The 19,954-nt window shown below is 66.3% G+C and carries 16 protein-coding genes; 13 read left to right on the forward strand and 3 right to left on the reverse strand.

Translation table 11 applies throughout. From position 1 onward, the window contains the following. Positions 1-44: 44 nt before the first annotated feature. Together dnaG and rpoD are read left to right on the forward strand one after the other, a co-directional pair. The gene (gene dnaG, locus ACZIYR_RS03975) at positions 45-1,874 is read left to right on the forward strand and encodes a DNA primase (RefSeq protein WP_483528271.1); all 1,830 of its coding nucleotides are present in this window, start codon (positions 45-47) and stop codon (positions 1,872-1,874) included. Positions 1,875-2,130: 256 nt separating this feature from the next. Then, positions 2,131-3,978, forward strand: a complete 1,848-nt coding sequence (rpoD, locus tag ACZIYR_RS03980; RefSeq protein WP_483528272.1) for an RNA polymerase sigma factor RpoD — start codon at positions 2,131-2,133, stop codon at positions 3,976-3,978. 145 nt (positions 3,979-4,123) lie between these two features. Here the strand turns inward: rpoD and ACZIYR_RS03985 are convergent, their stop codons facing one another. Both ACZIYR_RS03985 and ACZIYR_RS03990 read right to left on the reverse strand, forming a co-directional pair. Beyond that, positions 4,124-5,695, reverse strand: coding sequence for an AbgT family transporter (locus ACZIYR_RS03985; RefSeq protein ID WP_483528273.1), 1,572 nt, complete (start codon positions 5,693-5,695; stop codon positions 4,124-4,126). 167 nt (positions 5,696-5,862) lie between these two features. Further along, positions 5,863-6,774 (reverse strand): LysR substrate-binding domain-containing protein, encoded by a 912-nt coding sequence (locus tag ACZIYR_RS03990; RefSeq protein ID WP_483528274.1) that lies wholly within the window; start codon positions 6,772-6,774, stop codon positions 5,863-5,865. 177 nt (positions 6,775-6,951) lie between these two features. On the opposite strand from ACZIYR_RS03990, the gene ACZIYR_RS03995 reads away from it, so the two are divergent. From ACZIYR_RS03995 to mtgA, 9 genes are all read left to right on the forward strand, one after another. Continuing rightward, positions 6,952-8,331 (forward strand): L-serine ammonia-lyase, encoded by a 1,380-nt coding sequence (locus ACZIYR_RS03995; protein ID WP_483528275.1) that lies wholly within the window; start codon positions 6,952-6,954, stop codon positions 8,329-8,331. A gap of 272 nt (positions 8,332-8,603) precedes the next feature. Then, positions 8,604-9,380 (forward strand): ABC transporter ATP-binding protein, encoded by a 777-nt coding sequence (locus ACZIYR_RS04000; RefSeq protein WP_483528276.1) that lies wholly within the window; start codon positions 8,604-8,606, stop codon positions 9,378-9,380. Further along, positions 9,377-10,132 carry an ABC transporter ATP-binding protein gene (locus ACZIYR_RS04005; RefSeq protein ID WP_483528277.1) on the forward strand — a complete coding sequence of 252 codons (756 nt, stop codon included), beginning with the start codon at positions 9,377-9,379 and terminating at the stop codon, positions 10,130-10,132. Before ACZIYR_RS04000 ends, ACZIYR_RS04005 begins: the two co-directional genes overlap by 4 nt. A gap of 190 nt (positions 10,133-10,322) precedes the next feature. Next, a complete protein-coding gene (locus tag ACZIYR_RS04010) occupies positions 10,323-11,543 on the forward strand; it encodes an ABC transporter substrate-binding protein (RefSeq protein ID WP_483528278.1) in 1,221 nt (406 codons plus the stop codon). Between the two features lie 61 nt (positions 11,544-11,604). Further along, on the forward strand, positions 11,605-12,492 hold the full coding sequence (locus tag ACZIYR_RS04015) for a branched-chain amino acid ABC transporter permease (protein WP_473031805.1): 888 nt from the start codon (positions 11,605-11,607) through the stop codon (positions 12,490-12,492). Positions 12,493-12,496: 4 nt separating this feature from the next. Continuing rightward, complete coding sequence (locus ACZIYR_RS04020; protein WP_473031804.1) at positions 12,497-13,480, forward strand: branched-chain amino acid ABC transporter permease; 984 nt, start codon at positions 12,497-12,499, stop codon at positions 13,478-13,480. A gap of 137 nt (positions 13,481-13,617) precedes the next feature. Continuing rightward, positions 13,618-14,727, forward strand: coding sequence for an S-(hydroxymethyl)glutathione dehydrogenase/class III alcohol dehydrogenase (locus ACZIYR_RS04025; protein WP_483528279.1), 1,110 nt, complete (start codon positions 13,618-13,620; stop codon positions 14,725-14,727). Positions 14,728-14,809: 82 nt separating this feature from the next. After that, positions 14,810-15,664: an S-formylglutathione hydrolase gene (fghA, locus tag ACZIYR_RS04030; protein WP_483528280.1), complete on the forward strand. Its 855-nt coding sequence runs from the start codon at positions 14,810-14,812 to the stop codon at positions 15,662-15,664. 24 nt (positions 15,665-15,688) lie between these two features. Continuing rightward, positions 15,689-16,402 (forward strand): monofunctional biosynthetic peptidoglycan transglycosylase, encoded by a 714-nt coding sequence (gene mtgA / locus ACZIYR_RS04035; RefSeq protein ID WP_473032498.1) that lies wholly within the window; start codon positions 15,689-15,691, stop codon positions 16,400-16,402. Here mtgA and ACZIYR_RS04040 read toward each other — a convergent pair. Further along, positions 16,375-17,310, reverse strand: coding sequence for a DMT family transporter (locus ACZIYR_RS04040; RefSeq protein WP_473032500.1), 936 nt, complete (start codon positions 17,308-17,310; stop codon positions 16,375-16,377). The genes mtgA and ACZIYR_RS04040 overlap by 28 nt on opposite strands. A gap of 189 nt (positions 17,311-17,499) precedes the next feature. Between ACZIYR_RS04040 and ACZIYR_RS04045 the strand changes: the two genes are divergently transcribed. Continuing rightward, positions 17,500-17,886, forward strand: a complete 387-nt coding sequence (locus ACZIYR_RS04045; RefSeq protein WP_238976901.1) for a DUF4168 domain-containing protein — start codon at positions 17,500-17,502, stop codon at positions 17,884-17,886. A 150-nt stretch (positions 17,887-18,036) separates the two neighbouring features. Then, entirely contained in the window at positions 18,037-19,950 is a 1,914-nt protein-coding gene (locus tag ACZIYR_RS04050; RefSeq protein ID WP_483528281.1) for a DUF294 nucleotidyltransferase-like domain-containing protein, read from the forward strand. Positions 19,951-19,954: the final 4 nt, after the last annotated feature.

The following is a 19,954-nucleotide window of genomic DNA, read 5'->3' on the forward strand; positions in this document are numbered from 1 at the left end:
GCGACTTTCATCCACCTGCCCTATGTCGAGGTGGCGATAACCGCATGGCCGGTCAGATTCCCCAGCGCTTCATCGATGACCTGCTGGCCCGCGTCGACGTCGTCGAGGTGGTCGGCGAGCGGGTGCCGCTGAAAAAGGCGGGGCGTAATCACGCCGGCCTGTGCCCCTTTCATCAGGAGAAGACGCCGTCCTTTACCGTCAGTGCCGACAAGCAGTTCTATCACTGCTTCGGCTGCGGTGCCCATGGCAATGCCCTGCGCTTCCTGATGGAGTACGAGCGGCTGCGCTTTCCCGAGGCGGTGGAGCAGCTGGCCGCCCGGCTGGGGCTGGAGGTGCCTCGCGAGGGGGATGACGACCCGCGGGCCCAGGCTCGCGAGCGCAAGCGCCGGGAAGGCGTCAACCTGCTGGAGCTGTCGGCGAGCTATTTTCGCGAGCGCCTGAAGATGCCCGAAGGGCAGGGGGCGCGAGCCTATCTCGAACGCCGTGGCCTCTCAGCGGACGTGCAGCAGGCCTTCGGCATCGGCTATGCGCCGGACGGCTGGGAGTCGCTCAAGCGCCATCTGGGCGAGCGCGGAATTCCCGAGTCGGTGCAGGTCGAGTATGGCCTGCTGGTGCAGCGCGAGGAGAGCGGACGGACCTACGACCGCTTCCGCGACCGGGTGATGTTTCCGATTCGCGACCTGCGCGGCCGCACCATCGCCTTCGGCGGTCGCGTGCTGGGCGATGCCAAGCCCAAGTACCTGAACTCGCCGGAGACGCCGGTCTTTCACAAGGGGCGCGAGCTCTACGGGCTCTACGAGGCGCGTCAGGCCAGCTCGCGCCTCGAGCGGCTGGTGATCGTCGAGGGCTACATGGACGTGGTGGCGCTGGCTCAGTTCGGCATCCGCAACGCCGTCGCCACGCTGGGCACCTCCACCAGCGAAGAGCATCTGACGCGGCTGTTCCGAATGGTCAGCGAGGTGGTGTTCTGCTTCGACGGCGACCGGGCCGGCCGTCAGGCCGCCAGTCGCGCCCTGGAGACCGTGCTGCCGCTGATGATCGACGGGCGCCAGGCGCGTTTTTTGTTTCTTCCCGAGGGGGAGGACCCGGACACTCTGGTGCGTCGGGAGGGGCAGGCGGCCTTCGAGGACCGCATTACCTGCGCCAGTCCGCTGTCGGAGTTTCTCTTCGATCAGGCGGCCACGGGGCGCGACCTGGCGCGCATCGAGGAGCGTGAGCGCTATGCCAGCCAGGTGCTGGCAGCGATCGCCAGGCTCCCCGAGGGGGTGCTGAAATCGCTGCTGCTGGGCGAACTTTCGCGGCGAACCGGCGTCGATCAGTCTCGCTTCGAGACACTGATGACGCGCCATGTCGCCATGCCGCCCGAGGCCGCTGCCGACAACGTCGCACCGATGGCGCCGCCGCTGGGCGATCGACCGGCGGGTGAAGGCGATTCGCTGGGCGTCGAGAGGGCGCCGCTGGGGCTGGTGGGGCGAATCCTGCAGCTGCTGGTGCATGAGCCCGCGCTGGTCGAGCGGCTGCCCGCCGAAGACGACTGGTACCCCGAGGGGGATCCGGACAGCGGGCTGTGTCGTGAGGTGGTGGCGCTGCTGCGAGCCGGGCGCTATCGCAGTGCCCAGGTGCTGCTGGCGCACTTTCACGGCAGCGAGTCGGGGCAGCGGCTGGCGGCCCTGGCGCAGCGCGAGATGTTGATTCCCCGCGGCGCCCGGGCGGCCGAAATCGATGGCCTGGTGGAGCATCTGCGGCGCCACCGGCGTCGCCAGTCGCCCCAGGAAGAGTACGCGGCCCTGCTGGCCAGGGAGCGCAGCGGCGAACGACTGCCGCGCGAAGCGCGTCTAAGGTTAATGGAATTGCTGGTGGAGCTGAAGAGCTGAGGAGCCGTGTGGATGCGTGAAGGGCCGGCCGGGTGCGGTAGCCGGGGTTGAAATCGCCGCGGCCACCCCCATCTTGGCAGCAGGTCCGCGGGCACCGGCGCCAGCACAACCGAACAAACTAACACACCTGAGTGACCGAGCAAATGGGTCGAGCTGGCGGGGGGTAGGCATTTTCCGCTATACTGTTCGGCTTCATGAGTTTTCTCCACCCCAGCGCTTCAGGTGCTTCATTCTTCTTCGTCGAGATAGGGTTTCTATGGCTGGAAATGCGCAGCAGCAGTCGCGTCTGAAGGAGTTGATCGCGCGCGGCAAGGAACAGGGCTACCTGACCTATGCCGAGGTCAACGACCATCTTCCCGAGGACATCGCCGACCCCGACCAGGTGGAAGACATCATCGGCATGATCAACGACATGGGTATCAGCGTCGTCGAGGTGGCGCCGGATGAAGATACCCTGATGATGTCGGATCACTCCACCGATGAGTCGGCTGCCGAAGAGGCCGTGGCGGCACTGGCTGCCGTGGAGAGCGACGTGGGTCGCACCACCGACCCGGTGCGCATGTACATGCGCGAGATGGGCACCGTGGAGCTGCTCACCCGCGAGGGCGAGATCGAGATCGCCAAGCGGATCGAGGAGGGCACCCGCGAGGTGATGTCGGCGCTGGCCTGGCTGCCCGGCGCGGTCGACTCCATTCTCGAGGCCTACGACGCCACCCAGGACGAGGAGGCGCCCGGCCGCCTGTCCGACCTCTTCTCCGGCTTCATTGACCCCGACGAGGGCATCCCCGGCGTGGCCGAGGCCGAAGTGCCGGAGGAGGAGCCGCGCCCCGAGTCCGAGGGCGACGGCGACGAGGATGACGACGAGGACGAGGGCGAGGAAGAGACCACCGGCGGTCCGGATCCGGAAGAGGCTCGGGCCCGCTTCGAGCAGATCCGCGAGCTCAACGAGAGCGCCCGGGCGGCGATTGCGGCCCATGGGCGCGGCTCTCCCGAAGCCAGGGCCGAGCTCGAGCGTCTGGCCGAGCTGTTCTCGCCGATCAAGCTGGTGCCCAAGCACTTCGAGCGCCTGGTCGGCCAGGTGCGCATCAGCGTCGAGCAGGTGCGCGCCCAGGAAAAGGCGGTGATGCAGCTGTTCGTCAAGAAGGCCAAGGTGCCCCGCAAGACCTTTATCAAGGCCTTCCCGGGTAACGAGTCGCGCCAGGACTGGCTCGACGAGTTCATCGCCGCCCATGGCAAGTACGCCGACCGCCTCGCCGCGCTGCGCGGCGACATCCAGCGCGCCCAGCGGCGCATCGCCTTCGAAGAGGACATGGTCCAGCTGGCCGTGCCCGAGCTCAAGGAGATCAACCGCCGCCTCTCCATCGGCGAGGCCAAGGCGCGTCGCGCCAAGAAGGAGATGGTCGAGGCCAACCTGCGCCTGGTGATCTCGATCGCCAAGAAGTACACCAACCGCGGCCTGCAGTTCCTGGACCTGATCCAGGAGGGCAACATCGGCCTGATGAAGGCGGTGGACAAGTTCGAATACCGCCGCGGCTACAAGTTCTCCACCTATGCCACCTGGTGGATTCGCCAGGCGATCACGCGCTCCATTGCCGACCAGGCGCGCACCATCCGCATCCCGGTGCACATGATCGAGACCATCAACAAGCTCAACCGGGTCTCCCGGCAGATGCTCCAGGAGATGGGCCGCGAACCCACGCCGGAAGAGCTCGGCGAGCGCCTCGAGATGCCCGAGGACAAGGTGCGCAAGGTGCTCAAGATCGCCAAGGAGCCGATCTCCATGGAGACGCCCATCGGCGACGATGACGACTCCCACCTGGGCGACTTCATCGAGGACGGCACCATGCTGCTGCCCATCGACTCGGCCACCGGCGAGGGGCTGATCGAGGCCACTCGCAACGTGCTGGGCGGCCTGACCGCCCGCGAGGCCAAGGTGCTGCGCATGCGCTTCGGTATCGACATGAACACCGATCACACCCTCGAGGAGGTCGGCAAGCAGTTCGACGTCACCCGCGAGCGGATCCGTCAGATCGAGGCCAAGGCGCTGCGCAAGCTGCGTCACCCCAGCCGCTCCGAGCCGCTGCGCTCCTTCCTGGACGAGTAACCGCCCGCCGCCCGGTCAGCCTCCGGCTGGCCTGATACGACGAAGCCCCCGCCGGCACTGCCGGCGGGGGCTTTCGCTGTCTGCGTCACCCGGTGGCATGCAGCGTCCGGCCGGGGCCGGACGCGTTGACCCGGTTTGGGGAGGTCTACAGCACGTAGTGGGTCGCCGATCCCGGGCCCACCGGCAGGCCCAGCACGAACACCCAGACGAAGAACAGCAGGCTCCAGCCGATCAGCATGAACAGGGTGTAGGGCAGCATCAGGGCGACCAGGGTGCCGATGCCCAGGTCCTTTCGGTAGCGCGCCGCCACGGCCATGATCAGCCCGAAGTAGCTCATCATCGGCGTGATCAGGTTGGTCACCGAGTCACCGATCCGGTAGGCGGCCTGGATCACCTCCGGGGCGTAGCCCATCAGCATCAGCATCGGCACGAAGATCGGGGCGGTCACCGCCCACTGGGCGGAGGCGCTGCCCAGCGACAGGTTGACGAAGGCGCACAGCAGGATGAACAGCGCGAACAGTGCCGGGCCACGCAGCCCCAGGGACTGCAGGACGTCGGCGCCGGCCACGGCGATCACGGTGCCGAAGTTGCTCCAGTTGAACAGCGCCACGAACTGGGCGGCGAAGAACACCAGCACGATATAGAGCCCCAGGCTGCTCATGCTCTTGGCCATGGCGTCGACGATGTCGCGGTCGCCGCGCATGGTGCCGGCCAGGCGGCCGTACACGTAGCCCAGGATCGTGAAGGAGACCGCCACGATCACCACGATGCCGCCGAGGAAGGGCGAGCCGCTGACCGCGCCGGTTTCGGGATGGCGCAGAATGCCCCACTGGGGAACCACCATCAGGGCCAGCGTGGCGGCGATCGCCAGGGCGGCCAGGCCGGTGCCCTTCAGGGCCTGCTTTTCGGTGGTGGAGAGGCCTTCCATGCGCTGGTTGTCGATATCGTCCTCGGCATAGGCGGCATCGAACTTGCCGAGCTTGGGCTCGACGATGCGCTCGGTCACCAGGCCGCCGATCAGGGTCACGGCGAAGGTGCTGACGATCATGAAGAACCAGTTGGCCTCCGCACCCACGCTGTAGGCGGGGTCGAGCAGGCGGGCGGCCTCCTGGGTGATCCCGGAGAGCAGCGGGTCGACGGTGCCGATCAGCAGGTTGGCGCTGTAGCCGCCGGAGACCCCGCAGAAGGCCGCGGCCAGACCGGCCAGCGGGTGTCGGCCCAGGGAGTGGAAGATCATCGCCGCCAGCGGAATCAGCACCACATAGCCGAGTTCGGCGGCCATGTTGGACATGATGCCGGCGAAGACCACTGCAAAGGTGACGATGCGCGGCGAGCGGTTGAGCACCAGGGCGCGCATGCTGGCCGAGAGCAGGCCGGAGTGCTCGGCCACGCCGACGCCCAGCATGGCCACCAGCACCGTGCCCAGGGGGGCGAAGCCGGTGAAGTTGGTGACCATCTCGCTGATCAAGCGGCGCAGGCCCTCGGCGTTGAGCAGCGAGTTGACGGCGATCCACTCGCCCTCGTTGGCCGGGCGCGGGTCCGCCACCGAGACGCCCAGGGCGCCAGCGATACCGCTGGCCACCACCACGATGACGCAGAGCAGGGCGAAGAGCGTGACCGGGTGGGGAAGCAGGTTGCCGAGCCACTCCACGCTGTCGAGAAAGCGGTTGAAGGCGCCGCGGCGGAGACGCTCGCTGCGCGTTGCATTAGCTGACATTGAATTATCTCGTTGTATGGCTATTTTGCAGGATATTGTGTTGCCTTAAAGGCATGGCGCGCGACATTACTTGGCATGCGCGCGTTCTGCAAACCCATTCCTGCTTTTTTTTGAGCTGGGGCAGAAGCAGCCTCTCGCAGAGGCCTCGAGCAGGGGGGAGGGAGGTGTTATCGATGCGCTTCTTCGACGATCCAGTCGTGCACCGCGGCGACCCGACGGTCGTCCAGGGCGCCGCTGGTGTGGACGATGCCGTAGCGCTTGCCGGTGGGGATGCGGGTGGCGAAGGGGGCGATTAGGCTGCCGGTCTTGAGCTCGTCGGTCAGCAGGGCCTGGCGGGCGATGGCCACGCCCATGCCGGCCACGGCTGCCTCCAGGGCCAGGCGATGTCGGTTGAAGGTATAGCCGCGGCGGGCGTTGATCGGCGGTGCATCGACCGCTTGCAGGTAGTGCTCCCACTCGGCATAGGGGTGGCCGCCGCGCCAGGCGGTGACGTCGTGGAGCAGCGGGTACCAGGCGAGCTCTGCCGGGCTAGACAGCGAGGGGCGGCGGTGCAGCAGGGCCGGCGCGCAGACCGGGAAGATCACCTCCTCCATCAGCGGCGTGGTCGAGAGGCCGGGATAGTGGCCATCGTTGAGGTCGATGGCCAGGTCGAAGTCGCCCTCGCGCAGCGACAGGCTGCTGTCTTCGGCGACCAGCTGCATTTCGATGTCGGGGAATCGCGCCTGCAGCCGCGGCAGGCGCGGCATCAGCCACTTGCTGAGAAAGGCCGGCACGCTGCGCAGGCGAACGATGCCGCTCATCACCCCGCTGCGCAGGCGTTTCACCTCCAGGCCCACCGCCTGGTAGGCCTCGTCGACCACGCCGGCAAGCCGGCGGCCCTCCTCGGTGAGTTCCAGTCGGCGCGGCAGTCGGCGAAACAGCTTGAAGCCCAGCCGGGCCTCCAGCTGCTTGATCTGCTGGCTGACCGCGCCGGTGGTCACGTGCAGCTCCTCGGCGGCGCGGGTAAAGGAGAGGTGGCGAGCGCTGACGGCAAAGACCTTCAGCCAGGCGTGGGTCTGGGCGTGCAGGAGGCGGCTCATGCTTTAGTCATTCTATACTCAAGGGAAGTTATTCTGGTTTGTCCGCCGCAGCGAACCGCTTCAACATAGAGCGAAAGCCAACAAGATGGCAAGACTGTTTAGCTCCACTGATGTATTTGCCGGTATTCGGAGCGTCTTGCCCGCCGTCAGTCGCCGTTCCCCTGCGAGGTAGATGTCATGGCAATCAGCGCTTTCGATCTCTTCAAGATCGGTATCGGTCCATCCAGCTCCCACACCGTCGGGCCGATGCGTGCCGCCTACGATTTCGTCGAGGCACTGCGCCAGCGGCGCCTGCTCGAACGGGTGGCCCGCATCGAGGTGCATCTCCACGGCTCACTGTCGGCCACCGGCAAGGGGCATGGCACCGACCGCGCCGTGCTCATGGGCCTGATGGGCGAGCGCCCCGATGTCATCGACCCCGCCATCGTCGGCCCCAGCATCGAAGAGCTGCTGGAGTCCAGCACCCTGCTGCTCGACGGCCGCCTGGCGATCGCCTTCCTGTGGGCTCGAGACCTGCAGTGGCATGACGACTGCCTGCCGTATCATCCCAACGCCATGACGCTGGTGGCCCATGGTCACGGTGACGAGCTATACCGCAACACCTTCTACTCGGTGGGTGGCGGCTTCGTGGTCGACGAGCAGCAGGCCGCCCGGGGCGAGCTGGATAGCGACACCACGGCACTGCCCTACGACTTCAATTCCGCCGCCGAGCTGATGGCGCTGTGTCGCATGCACGACCTGCGCATCAGCGAGCTGATGCTGGAGAACGAGAAGGCCTGGCGCAGCGAGGCGGAGGTGCGCGCCGGGCTGTGGGAGATCTGGCAGGCCATGCAGGCCTGCGTGGAGACCGGCCTGCACCACGAAGGGGTGTTGCCCGGGGGGCTCGACGTCAAGCGGCGCGCGGCCTCCCTGCACCGTCGCCTGCTCGCCGCCGAGGATGACCGTAGCCTGATCGCCTCGACCTTCTCGGCCATGGACTGGGTGAACGTCTTCGCCCTGGCGGTCAACGAGGAGAACGCCGCCGGTGGGCGCATGGTGACCGCCCCCACCAACGGCGCGGCCGGCATCATTCCGGCGGTGCTGCACTACTACATGAAGTTTCAGCCGGGCGCCTGCGAGCGCGACGTGGTGGACTTCCTGCTGGCCGCCAGCGCCGTGGGCATCCTGTGCAAGAAGAACGCCTCCATTTCCGGCGCGGAGGTGGGCTGTCAGGGCGAGGTCGGCTCGGCCTGTGCCATGGCCGCCGCGGGGCTCGCCGAGGTGATGGGCGGCAGCGTCGGCCAGGTGGAAAACGCCGCCGAGATCGGCCTGGAGCACAACCTGGGCCTGACCTGCGACCCGGTAGGGGGTCTGGTGCAGGTGCCCTGCATCGAGCGCAACGCCATCGCCTCGGTGAAGGCGATCAACGCCGCCCAGATGGCGCTGCGCGGCGACGGCGAGCACTTCATCTCCCTGGACAAGGTGATTCGCACCATGCGCGACACCGGGGCCGACATGCAGGAGAAGTACAAGGAGACCTCCCGTGGGGGGCTGGCGGTCAACGCCATCGAGTGCTGAGGGGCGAAAGCTTCTTCTAGATCAATCCTCTATATCGAGCCAGCGCGATGCCCCGACGGGTGTCGCGTTTTTGTTTGCAAGCTACTGAAAACCGGAGCGTCTACGCCATTGGTCGAGTTCGGCGTTTCAGGTGTTGCTCCTCGGGGGCGTCTCCTCTAGCTTACGTTAACGTAAAGGTTAGAAAGTCCCGGGCTGGTACTCGCTTATCAGCCTTCATGACAAAGACAACAAATCAGCGCGGATCGCTGGCGGCGATCCAGAGAGGACGTCACATGACCCAGGAGTTCATACTGGAAACTCGCGGGTTGACCAAGCAGTTTCGCGGCTTCACCGCCGTGGACGATGTCAACCTGCAGGTCCGGGAAGGACATATCCACGCCCTGATCGGTCCCAACGGGGCCGGCAAGACGACCGTCTTCAATCTCCTCACCAAGTTTTTGCCGCCGACCCGCGGCGAGATCCTCTATCGCGGCGACGCCATCACCGGCATGAAGGCCAACCAGATCGCCCGACTGGGCATGGTGCGCTCCTTCCAGATCTCGGCGGTGTTCGCCCACATGACCGCGCTGGAGAACGTGCGGGTGGCGCTGCAGCGGCCCATGGGCACCTCCTTCCACTTCTGGAAGTCCGAGCGCACCCTCGAGCACCTCAACGAGCGGGCCATCGAACTGCTGGACGAAGTGGGCCTGCGCGAGTACGCCGACGTGCTCACCGTGGAGATGCCCTACGGGCGCAAGCGGGCGTTGGAAGTGGCTACCACCCTGGCCATGGAGCCGACCCTGATGCTGCTCGACGAGCCGACCCAGGGCATGGGCGCCGAGGACGTCGACCGCATCGTCGAGCTGATCCGTCGCGTGGCCAAGGGCCGCACCGTGTTGATGGTGGAGCACAACCTCAGCGTGGTGAGCCGGCTGTGTGATCGCATCACCGTGTTGGCGCGTGGGGCCGTGCTGGCCGAAGGCGACTACGCCGAGGTGTCCGCCGACCCGCGGGTCAAGGAGGCCTACATGGGCACTGAAGCGGATGCAGAAGAGGAGGCCAGCGCATGAATCAGGTAGCCGAACCGGTCGCCGACGCCACGCACTATCAGGATCACGATGGCGCCGAAATGCTGCGGGTGCGCGACCTGCACGCCTTCTACGGCGAATCGCACATCCTCCACGGCGTCGACTTCGACGTGAGGCGTGGCGAGCTGGTCACCCTGCTGGGCCGCAACGGCGCGGGGCGCAGCACCACCCTCAAGGCGATCATGAACATGGTGGGCCGGCGCACCGGCTCGGTCATGATCAACGGGAACGAGACGCTGGGCATGAAGCCCCACCGCATTCCGCGGCTAGGCATCGGCTACTGCCCGGAGGAGCGCGGCATCTTCGCCAGCCTCGACGTCGAAGAGAACCTGCTGCTGCCGCCCACGGTGCGCTCCGGCGGGATGTCTCTCGACGAGATCTACGAGATGTTCCCCAACCTCTATGAGCGGCGGCGCAGCCAGGGTACCCGACTCTCCGGCGGCGAGCAGCAGATGCTGGCCATGGCGCGCATCCTGCGCACCGGCGCGCGCATGCTGCTGCTCGACGAGATCACCGAAGGGCTCGCCCCGGTCATCGTGCAGAAACTCGGCGAAGTGCTGGTCAAGCTGCGCGACCGCGGCATGACCATCGTGCTGGTGGAGCAGAACTTCCGCTTCGCCGCGCCCCTGGCCGACCGCCACTATGTGATGGAGCACGGCCGGATCGTCGAAGAGATCAGCAAGACCGAGCTGGCCGGCAAGCGCGACCATCTCAACTCCCTGCTGGGGGTGTGAGTCCATCGCGCGGGACGATTTTTCCGGAGGGTGCCCTGGCTTGGATGCCTTCCCGAAAGCGCAGTAGCTGGGCCGCCTCGGCGGCTAACCAAAAACCACAACCGCAACTTTCGTAACCACCACCACAGCGGCGACTGATCGCAGCGCCCGCGACAACAACAAGCAGCCCTACGGGGCCATGGAGACGAAAATGACCTTCATCAAGAAGACCCTCGCCAGCAGCATCGCCATTGCCGCCACCGCCGCCATGGCCGCTACCGCCCAGGCCGAGATCAGCGACGGCGAAGTGCGTATCGGCTACCTGGCCGACATGTCCGGCACCTATCGCGACCTGGCCGGCCCGGGCGGCCTCGAGGCCCTGCGCATGGCGGTCGAAGACTTCGGCGGCAACGTCAACGGCGCCTCGATCGAGGTGTTCAGCGCCGATGACCGCAACAGCGCCGACGTAGGCGCCAGCACCGTGCGGGAATGGATCGACACCCGCAACGTCGACATGGTCGCCGGCCTGGTGGCTTCCTCGGTGACCATCGCCGTGACGCGGGTGCTGGAAGAGAACAACAGCTTCGGCATCGTGTCCGCCTCGGCGGCCTCGAGCATCACCAATGAGCACTGCACGCCGAACCATATCCACTGGGTCTATGACACCTACCCGCTGGCCAACGGCACCGCACGGGCGATCGTCGACCAGGGCGGCGAGAGCTGGTTCATGCTCACCGCCGACTACGCCTTCGGCCACGCCCTGGAAGGCGACGTGACCCGGGTGGTGGAAGAGAGCGGCGGTGAAGTGGTGGGCGGCGTGCGTCACCCCTTCCCCACCGACGACTTCTCCTCCTACATTCTCCAGGCCCAGGGCTCCGGCGCCCAGATCATCGGCCTGGCCAACGCCGGCGCCGACACCGTCAACGCCATCATGACCGCCGCCCAGTTCGGCGTGGTCGAGGCGGGCCAGCAGCTCGCCGGTCTGCTGGTGTTCCTCAACGACGTCTACGCCATGGGCCTCGAGGACACCCAGGGGCTGCTGCTGACCACCGGCTGGTACTGGAACATGGACGATGAGTCCCGCGAGTGGTCCGAGCGCTACTACGAGCGCGTGGGCCGCATGCCGACCATGGTCCAGGCGGGCATCTACTCCAGCACCATGCACTACCTGCAGGCGGTGGAAGCGACCGGCAGCGACGATCCGGCGACCGTGCGGGCCCACATGATGGATCAGGAGATCAACGACTTCTTCGCCCGCAACGGCCGCCTGCGCGAGGATGGCCGCATGGTGCACGACATGTACCTGGCCGAAGTGAAGTCGCCGGCCGACTCCACCCATGAGTGGGACCTCTACGAGATCCTGGCCACCATTCCTGCCGAAGAAGCCTACCGCCCGCTTTCCGAGAGCCAGTGCAAGCTGGTGCAGAACTAAGCTGGGCAAGACACGGCGGCGGCGCCAGCCGCCGCCCCTCTGACGGCGAGGAGAACCTAACATGACGATGATATTCGGGGTGCCGTTGGCGGTGTTCATGGGCCAGCTGATGCTGGGCCTGATCAACGGCGCCTTCTACGCCCTGCTGAGCCTGGGGCTCGCGGTGATCTTCGGCCTACTGAAGATCGTCAACTTCGCCCACGGGGCCATGTACATGCTCGGGGCTTTCGCCACCCTGCTGGGAATGCGCTACCTGGGTATCAACTACTGGGCGGCACTGCTGCTGGCGCCGCTGGTGGTGGGCCTGCTGGGGATGGTGATCGAGCGGCTGCTGCTGCGCCGCATCGGCCACCTGGACCACCTCTACGGCCTGCTGCTGACCTTTGGCCTGGCGCTGATCTTCGAAGGCACCCTGGTCAATTTTTTCGGGGTCTCGGGCGCCCGCTATCCCACGCCGGAGGCGCTGCAGGGCGGCTTCCAGCTGGGCTTCATGTTCCTGCCCGTCTATCGCGCCTGGGTGCTGCTGGCGGCGCTGGTGGTCTGTCTGGGTACCTGGTTCATCATCGAGCGCACGCGGCTTGGCGCCTACCTGAGGGCCGGCACCGAGAACCCGGCGCTGATGCAGTCCTTCGGTGTCAACGTGCCGCTGCTGATTACCCTGACCTACGGCTTCGGCGTGGCGCTGGCCGCCTTCGCCGGGGTGCTGGCCGCACCGCTCTATCCGGTGTCGCCGACCATGGGCTCCAACCTCTTGATCGTGGTCTTTGCCGTGGTGGTGATCGGCGGCATGGGCTCGATCCTCGGCGCCGTGCTCACCGGCCTGGGCATGGGCCTGATCGAGGGCCTCACCAAGGTCTACTACCCCGAGGCGGCCAACACCGTGATCTTCCTGGTAATGATCCTGGTGCTGTTGATTCGACCCGCCGGTCTCTTCGGCAAGGAGGCATGACGTCATGGCCACGACGCAAACCCTGACCCCGACCATGGAGCGCCAGCGGCGCGCCAATATGCGCCGCAACCTCCTGTATCTCGTGCTGATTGCGATCGGCCTGGTGGCACCCTTCTTCGCCTACCCGGTGTTCTTGATGAAGGTGCTGTGCTTCGCGCTGTTCGCCTGCGCCTTCAACCTGCTGCTGGGCTACGCGGGGCTGCTCTCCTTCGGGCATGCCGCCTTCCTGGCCACCGGCGGCTACGTGACCGGCTACCTGTTGGCCAGCTACCCGGCGCTGACCCCGGAGATGGGCATCATCGTCGGCACCCTGGCGGCCCTGGCCCTGGGCACGGTGTTCGGTGCCCTGGCGATTCGCCGCCAGGGAATCTACTTCGCCATGGTGACCCTGGCGCTGGCGCAGATGGTGTACTTCTTCTACGTTCAGGCGCCCTTTACCGGTGGTGAGGATGGCCTGCACGGGGTGCCGCGGGGCGAGCTGTTCGGCGTGATCAGCCTGCGCAGCAACCTGGCGATGTACTACTTCGTGTTCGCCGTCTTCCTGATCGGCTTCGCCATCGTGCAGCGCGCCGTGCACTCACCCTACGGCCAGGTGCTCAAGGCGATCCGCGAGAACGAGCCGCGGGCAGTGTCGCTGGGCTACAACACCGATGCCTACAAGCTGCTGGCCTTCATCCTCTCCGCGGGCCTGGCCGGCCTGGCCGGCTCCACCAAAACGGTGGTGTTCCAGCTGGCCTCGCTGACCGACGCTCACTGGCACATGTCCGGTGAGGTGATCCTGATGACCCTGCTGGGCGGGGTGGGCACCCTGTTCGGCCCGGTGGTGGGCGCCGGCTTGGTGGTCAGCCTGCAGCATCTGCTGGCCCAGGGCGCCCTGGGCGCCTGGGTGGGTCCAATCCTGGGGGTAATCTTCGTGGTCTGCGTGCTGAGCTTCCGTAGCGGCATCGTCGGCGAGATCCTCAAGTCCTATCGAAAGAACTTCAAGTGAAGGCATCGGCAAGGCCTCTTCCTGGCGCCCTACGGGGCGCTTTTTTTATTGAGATAATTCTCTGATTCCCTTGGGTTTCGCCAGCTCCATAAGCGGCCTAGACTGAAAGGCATCGACCATCTCGTCAGGAGATCGCCATGAAGACACGAGCCGCCATTGCCCGGGCTGCGGGCAAGCCGCTGGAGCTGGCCGAGATCGACGTGGAAGGCCCCAGGGCCGGTGAGGTGCTGGTGCGCATGGCCGCCACCAGCGTCTGCCATACCGACGCCTACACTCTTTCCGGCGCCGACCCGGAGGGGCTGTTTCCCTCGGTGCTGGGCCACGAGGGGGCCGGTGTCGTGGAGGAGGTGGGGGCGGGTGTCGCCAGCGTCAGGCCGGGCGACCATGTGATTCCCCTCTATACCGCCGAATGCGGCCAGTGCAAGTTCTGCCTCTCCGGGAAGACCAACCTGTGCGGGGCGGTGCGTGCCACCCAGGGGCAGGGGCTGATGCCCGACGGCACCAGCCGCTTCTCGCTAGAGGGCAAGCCGCTGCACCACTACATGGGCTGCTCCACCTTCAGCGAATATACGGTGCTGCCCGAGGTGTCGCTGGCGGTGGTGTCCAAGACGGCGCCGCTGGACAAGATCTGCCTGTTGGGCTGCGGGGTGACCACCGGCATCGGCGCCGTGCTCAATACCGCCAAGGTGGAGCCGGGTTCTACCGTAGCGGTGTTCGGTCTGGGGGCCATCGGCCTGGCGGTGATCCAGGGGGCGATGATGGCCAAGGCCAGCCGTATCATCGCCATCGACGTCAATCCCGACAAGTTCGCGCTGGCCGGCCAGTTCGGCGCCACCGATTTCGTCAACCCCAAGGACTATCCCGACCCGATCCAGCAGGTGATCGTCGAGATGACCGACGGCGGCGTCGACTACTCCTTCGAGTGCATCGGCAACGTCAACGTGATGCGCTCGGCGCTGGAGTGTTGCCACAAGGGCTGGGGCGAGTCGATCATCATCGGCGTGGCCGGGGCCGGCGAGGAGATCGCCACGAGGCCGTTCCAGCTGGTCACCGGCCGGGTCTGGAAGGGCTCCGCCTTCGGCGGGGTGAAGGGGCGCAGCGAGCTGCCGGGCTATGTCGAGCGCTACATGAAGGGCGAGATCAACATCGACGATTTCATTACCCATGATATGCCCTTCGAGCAGATCAATGAGGCCTTTGAGCTGCTGCACCGTGGCGAAAGCATCCGTACCGTGCTCCACTATTGAGCCGTGACATGCGCCGCCATGTCTCAACTTAGCCGTCGCGTGTCGCGCGACGGGTGACATCTTTGCGCGCCGGGAGAGCGTTATGACCATGACCGAACAGCTGGAGCTGGTGTCGAGCAACAAGTGCTTTGGCGGCTGGCACAAGCGCTACCGCCACCGCTCGCGGGCGCTGGACTGCGAGATGGTGTTTGCCATCTACCTGCCGCCCCAGGCGGAAACCCAGCGGGTGCCGCTGCTGTGGTGGCTCTCGGGGCTCACCTGCACCGACGAGAACTTCATGCAAAAGGCCGGCGCCCAGCGCCTGGCCGCAGAGCTGGGCATCGCCATCGTCTGCCCGGACACCAGCCCCAGGGGGACCGATCTGCCCGGCGAGCACGATAGCTACGACCTGGGGTCCGGGGCCGGCTTCTACGTCAACGCCACGCGTCAGCCCTGGAAGGCGCACTATCGCATGTACGACTACGTGGCCGAGGAGCTGCCCTCGGTGGTGCGCCAGCACTTTCCGGTCAACGGCCGCGAGTCGATCAGCGGCCACTCCATGGGCGGTCACGGCGCGCTGATCATGGCCCTGCGCCGGCCCGGCCACTACCGCTCGGTGTCGGCCTTCGCTCCCATCGTCAACCCCAGCCAGTGCCCCTGGGGGCGCAAGGCCTTCGGGGAGTACCTGGGCGACGACCCCGGCGCCTGGACCCAGTACGACGCCTGCGAGCTGGTGGCCAAGGGGGCCTCCAGCCAGCGCCTGTTCATCGACCAGGGTGAGAGCGACGACTTCCTCGACGAGCAGCTCAGGCCCGAACGGCTGGAGGCGGTGTGCGCCGAGCACGATCACCCCCTGACGCTGCGTCGCCAGCCGGGGTATGATCACAGCTACTATTTCATCGCCAGCTTCATCGAGGACCACCTGCGCTATCATGCGGAGCATCTGTTCAAGCGTTGACCGTCCCCCGACCCAGGGCGCGGCATGATCCGGGCGCTGCTGCGCCGACTACTGCGCTGGGCGGCCCTCGCGGTGGCCGTCTTTATTACGCTCTCGGTGCTGCTGGTGCTGGCGCTGCGAGAGGTGCCCGCCTACGGCTCGATGGTGATGTTCGAGCGCAAGGTGCAGGGCTGGCTGGTCGGAGAGCCGGTGGCGATCCAGCGCCAGTGGCGTCCCTGGAGCGAGCTCTCCGACCACGCCAAGCTGGCGGTGATCGCCGCCGAGGACCAGCGCTTTCCCGATCATCGCGGCTTCGACATGGTCGAGATGCGCCGCGCCTGGGAGGCCAGCCGCAACGGGGCGCGGCTGCGCGGGGCCAGCACCATCAGCCAGCAGACGGCCAAGAACCTCTTCCTGTGGACCGGGCGCAGCTGGGGCCGCAAGGGCCTGGAGGCCTGGTTCACGCTACTGATCGAGACGCTATGGCCCAAGCAGCGCATCCTCGAGGTCTATCTCAATATCGCCGAGTGGGACCACGGGGTGTTCGGCCTGGAAGCGGCCGGCCAGCACTACTTCGGGGTTTCCGCCGACCGGCTCAGCGAAGCCCAGGCCAGCCGCCTGGCCGCCATCCTCCCCAACCCCCGCGGCTGGGATGCGGCGCGCCCCAGCCCCCATGTGGAGCGGCGCAGTCAATGGATACGCCAGCAGATGCGCAACCTGGGTGGCCCGCGCTACCTGGAGCGGCTGGGAGGCGACTGATCCGGCTTGCCGCGTACTGCCAGCACCACGCCCACGATGGTCACCGCCATGCCGATCAGCCCGGCCAGGGGCAGTCGCTCGTCGAACAGCCACCACGCCTGTAGCGCCGTCACCGGCGGGACCAGATAGAAGAGGCTGGCCACCCGCGACGCGGCGCCGCGGCGGATCAGCGCCATCAGCAGCAGAATGGCGCTGATCGACAGCACCAGCACCAGCCAGGCCAGGGTCAGCAGGAAGGTCGGGGTCCAGTCGATGCTGCGCTCCTCGAACAGCAGCGCCCCCAGCCCCAGCAGGGTGCCCGCCGCCAGGTACTGCACCACGGTGCCGGAGAGCAGGGGCATGCCGGTGCAGAAGCGCTTCTGATAGAGAGTGCCCAGGGTGATGCCCCCCAGGGCGGCCAAGATGCTGGCCAGGGCGCCGACCCCGAAGCCCTGGAACAGCGCGGCGCCCGGATCGAGCTTGCTGCCCAGCACCAGGCCGATCCCCACCAGACCGAGCGCCAGCCCCAGCCACTGGACGGCCGTGATGCGCTCGCCGAGCAGAGGGCTTGCCAGGGTCGCGGTCAGCAGCGGCTGGAGCCCCACCAGCAGCGCGGCCAGCCCGGCCGGCATGCCTAGGTGGATGCCGTAGAAGACCCCGCCCAGGTAGGCGCCGTGCACCAGCAGGCCGGATACGCCGATATGCCCCCAGAGCCGTGCTCCCTGGGGCCAGCCGCCGTTGAAGAGCTGTACCAGCGGAATCAGCAGCATCAGGGTCAGCACGAAGCGCACGAACAGGAAGGTAAAGGGCTCGGCGTGGGGCAGGCCGAACTTGGCCCCGATGAAGCCGGTGCTCCACAGGGCCACGAACAGTAGCGGCATGGCGGCCAGACCCAGGGACTTGAGCGTGGCGGAAGAAGAGGCAGGCATGAGGGGCGACGTCCTTGACCGACGGAAAGGCTCGACGATACGGCTTCGAGCACGTCGGTGGAAGACGACCGAGGTAGCAATTAGCGGACTATCGATATATTACATAGCGTTACAAGAAAATGGTGAACCCTTATGCCCGTGGTCCGTCACAGGGGGCACATACACCGCAACACCCCCTTGGAGGTATTCATGCAACGGATCACTGCCCTGTTCTCGGCTGCTCTGCTCACTGCCGGCCTGATGGCCGCTCACGCCCATGCTCAGCAGGACCCGGCAGCCGCACCGGAACAGCCGCAGGCGGCAGCCCCGGCGCAGGACTTCTCTGATGACCAGCTTCAGCAGTTCGCCGATGCCTCGCAAGAGATCGCCGTCATCTCCCAAGAGTACACCGAGCGCCTTCACGCGGCCGAAGACGAGCAGGCCCAGAACGAGGTCCGCATGGAAGCCAACGACAAAATGGTCGAAGTGGTCGAGGACAGCGGTCTCGATGTGGATACCTTCAACGCCATTGGCCATGCCATTCAGCAGGACCCCGAGCTGATGCAGCGTGTCCAGGCGATGGCCGAGCAGTCGTAAACGCGCGACTCGCCAAGCGGCACCTTTGAGAGGCCACCCCATGGGTGGCCTCTTGCCTATGTGGTCGACCCTCGGCTGGGTGCTTTACAGTCAACGGGCGCCCTTTCACACTGCGATAATGCCGGATCGCCACGCAATCGGAGGGGACGCATGGAAGTAGAGCTGCTGGAAATTCGCCAGCACATGGGGCGCTTTCCGCCCTTCGACGGTCTCTCCGATGAGCACCTCGACGCTCTGGCCGGTCGGGTCGAAGTGGGCTACTTCAAGGCCGGGGCGGATATCCTGGTGCTCGACCAGGAGGTGCACGATTTCTGCTATATCCGCAGCGGGGCTGTGGAGGTCTACCGCCGTAACGGCGATCTCTACAACCGCCTGGGCGAGGGCGATATCTTCGGCCACTTCAGCCTGATGCGAAATCACCGCGTGCGCTTTCCGGCCCGGGCATTGGAAGACTCCCTGATCTACTTCATTCCCGAGGCCGAGTTTCGCCGCCTGTGCGATGCCGACGAGCACTTCGCCGACTTCGTCGAGCTCGACCGCCCCCGCCTGAAGGCGGTGGTGGAGCAGCAGAAGAAAGCCAACGACATGATGATCACCCGGATTCGCAAGCTGCTGACGCGCTATCCGGTGATGGTCGAGGCTACCACCACGGTGCAGGCGGCGGCGCGCCAGATTACCGAGGCTCAGGCGTCATCGGCGCTGGTGCTCGATGCCCCGGGGGAGCAGCCGCGCTACACCTTTACCGACAGCGAGGACCGCCCCTGGCAGCTGTGTGGCATCCTCACCGACAGCGACTTTCGCACCCGGGTGGTGGCCGAGGGGCTCTCCCCCGATACCCCGGTAGGGGATCTGGTCGACGGACGATTGATCACCATCCAGTCCGACGAGTCCGTGCACGAGGCGATGCTCACCATGCTGCGCAACAACGTGCATCACCTGCCGGTGCTGCATCGCCGCCGCCCGGTGGGGATCGTGCACCTGTCGGACATCATTCGCTACGAGACCCACTCCAGCCTCTACCTGGTGAATAATATCTTCAGCCAGTCCAGCGCCGAGGGCCTGGCCCGGCTGGCGCCCGACGTGCGCGCCGCCTTCGTGCGCATGGTGGAGGAGGGCAACAACTCCCAGATGATCGGCAGCGCCCTGTCGACCATCGGCCGCAGCTTCACCCGGCGCCTGCTGGAGCTTGCCGAGGAGGAGCTGGGGCCGCCGCCGGTGGCCTACTGCTTCATGGTCAATGGCTCCATGGCGCGCAACGAGCAGTCCATCGTCACCGATCAGGACAATGCCCTGGTGCTTGCCGATGACTTCGACCCCGACCAGCACGATGCCTATTTCCTGGCCCTGGCGAAGCGGGTCAGCGACGGGCTGGATGCCTGTGGTTACACCTACTGCAAGGGCGAGGTGATGGCCACCACGACCAAGTGGCGTCAGCCGCTGTCGGTGTGGAAGGGCTACTTCAACGACTGGATCGACAACCCCACGCCGGAACGGCTGCTGCACAGCTCGATTTTCTTCGACCTGGACAGCGCCTACGGCGATGAGGCGCTGGTCGAACAGCTTCAGGACCTGGTGGCCAAGAAGGCGCCCCAGAGCCCGCTGTTCCTGGCGGCGATGGCCCGCAACGCCTTGAACCGCACGCCGCCGCTGGGCTTCTTTCGTACCTTCGTGATGGAGAAGGATGGCAAGCACAACAACTCCATCAACTTGAAGCGCCGCGGTACGGCGCCCATGGTCGACCTGATCCGTGTTCATGCCCTGGCCTGTGGCTCCCGCGCCCAGAACAGCTTCGAGCGGCTCGATGACATCGGCCGCACCCAGCTGCTGGCGCCCGGCGTCGGCGAGAAGCTGCGCTATGCGCTGGAGTTTCTCGCCATGTCGCGGATTCATCACCAGGTGATCGATCTTCAGGAGGAGCGCGAGCCGGACAATAATATCGAGCCGGAGAACGTCGCCGACAGTGAACGTCACAACCTCAAGGATGCCTTCCAGGTGCTGAGCAACGCCCAGAAATTCCTCAAGTATCGCTACCCGCTGCCGGCGCGTGGCGCACGGTCTCGCTGAGCCG

It is taken from the genome of Billgrantia sp. NRB1 (assembly GCF_056921725.1).

Excerpts from the sequence above, each read along its gene's own strand:
- dnaG (WP_483528271.1), top strand. The coding sequence starts at position 45 with ATGGCCGGTCAGATTCCCCAGCGCTTCATCGATGACCTGCTGGCCCGC.
- rpoD (WP_483528272.1), top strand. The coding sequence starts at position 2,131 with ATGGCTGGAAATGCGCAGCAGCAGTCGCGTCTGAAGGAGTTGATCGCG.
- ACZIYR_RS03985 (WP_483528273.1), bottom strand. The coding sequence starts at position 5,695 with ATGTCAGCTAATGCAACGCGCAGCGAGCGTCTCCGCCGCGGCGCCTTC.
- ACZIYR_RS03990 (WP_483528274.1), bottom strand. The coding sequence starts at position 6,774 with ATGAGCCGCCTCCTGCACGCCCAGACCCACGCCTGGCTGAAGGTCTTT.
- ACZIYR_RS03995 (WP_483528275.1), top strand. The coding sequence starts at position 6,952 with ATGGCAATCAGCGCTTTCGATCTCTTCAAGATCGGTATCGGTCCATCC.
- ACZIYR_RS04000 (WP_483528276.1), top strand. The coding sequence starts at position 8,604 with ATGACCCAGGAGTTCATACTGGAAACTCGCGGGTTGACCAAGCAGTTT.
- ACZIYR_RS04005 (WP_483528277.1), top strand. The coding sequence starts at position 9,377 with ATGAATCAGGTAGCCGAACCGGTCGCCGACGCCACGCACTATCAGGAT.
- ACZIYR_RS04010 (WP_483528278.1), top strand. The coding sequence starts at position 10,323 with ATGACCTTCATCAAGAAGACCCTCGCCAGCAGCATCGCCATTGCCGCC.
- ACZIYR_RS04015 (WP_473031805.1), top strand. The coding sequence starts at position 11,605 with ATGACGATGATATTCGGGGTGCCGTTGGCGGTGTTCATGGGCCAGCTG.
- ACZIYR_RS04020 (WP_473031804.1), top strand. The coding sequence starts at position 12,497 with ATGGCCACGACGCAAACCCTGACCCCGACCATGGAGCGCCAGCGGCGC.
- ACZIYR_RS04025 (WP_483528279.1), top strand. The coding sequence starts at position 13,618 with ATGAAGACACGAGCCGCCATTGCCCGGGCTGCGGGCAAGCCGCTGGAG.
- fghA (WP_483528280.1), top strand. The coding sequence starts at position 14,810 with ATGACCATGACCGAACAGCTGGAGCTGGTGTCGAGCAACAAGTGCTTT.
- mtgA (WP_473032498.1), top strand. The coding sequence starts at position 15,689 with ATGATCCGGGCGCTGCTGCGCCGACTACTGCGCTGGGCGGCCCTCGCG.
- ACZIYR_RS04040 (WP_473032500.1), bottom strand. The coding sequence starts at position 17,310 with ATGCCTGCCTCTTCTTCCGCCACGCTCAAGTCCCTGGGTCTGGCCGCC.
- ACZIYR_RS04045 (WP_238976901.1), top strand. The coding sequence starts at position 17,500 with ATGCAACGGATCACTGCCCTGTTCTCGGCTGCTCTGCTCACTGCCGGC.
- ACZIYR_RS04050 (WP_483528281.1), top strand. The coding sequence starts at position 18,037 with ATGGAAGTAGAGCTGCTGGAAATTCGCCAGCACATGGGGCGCTTTCCG.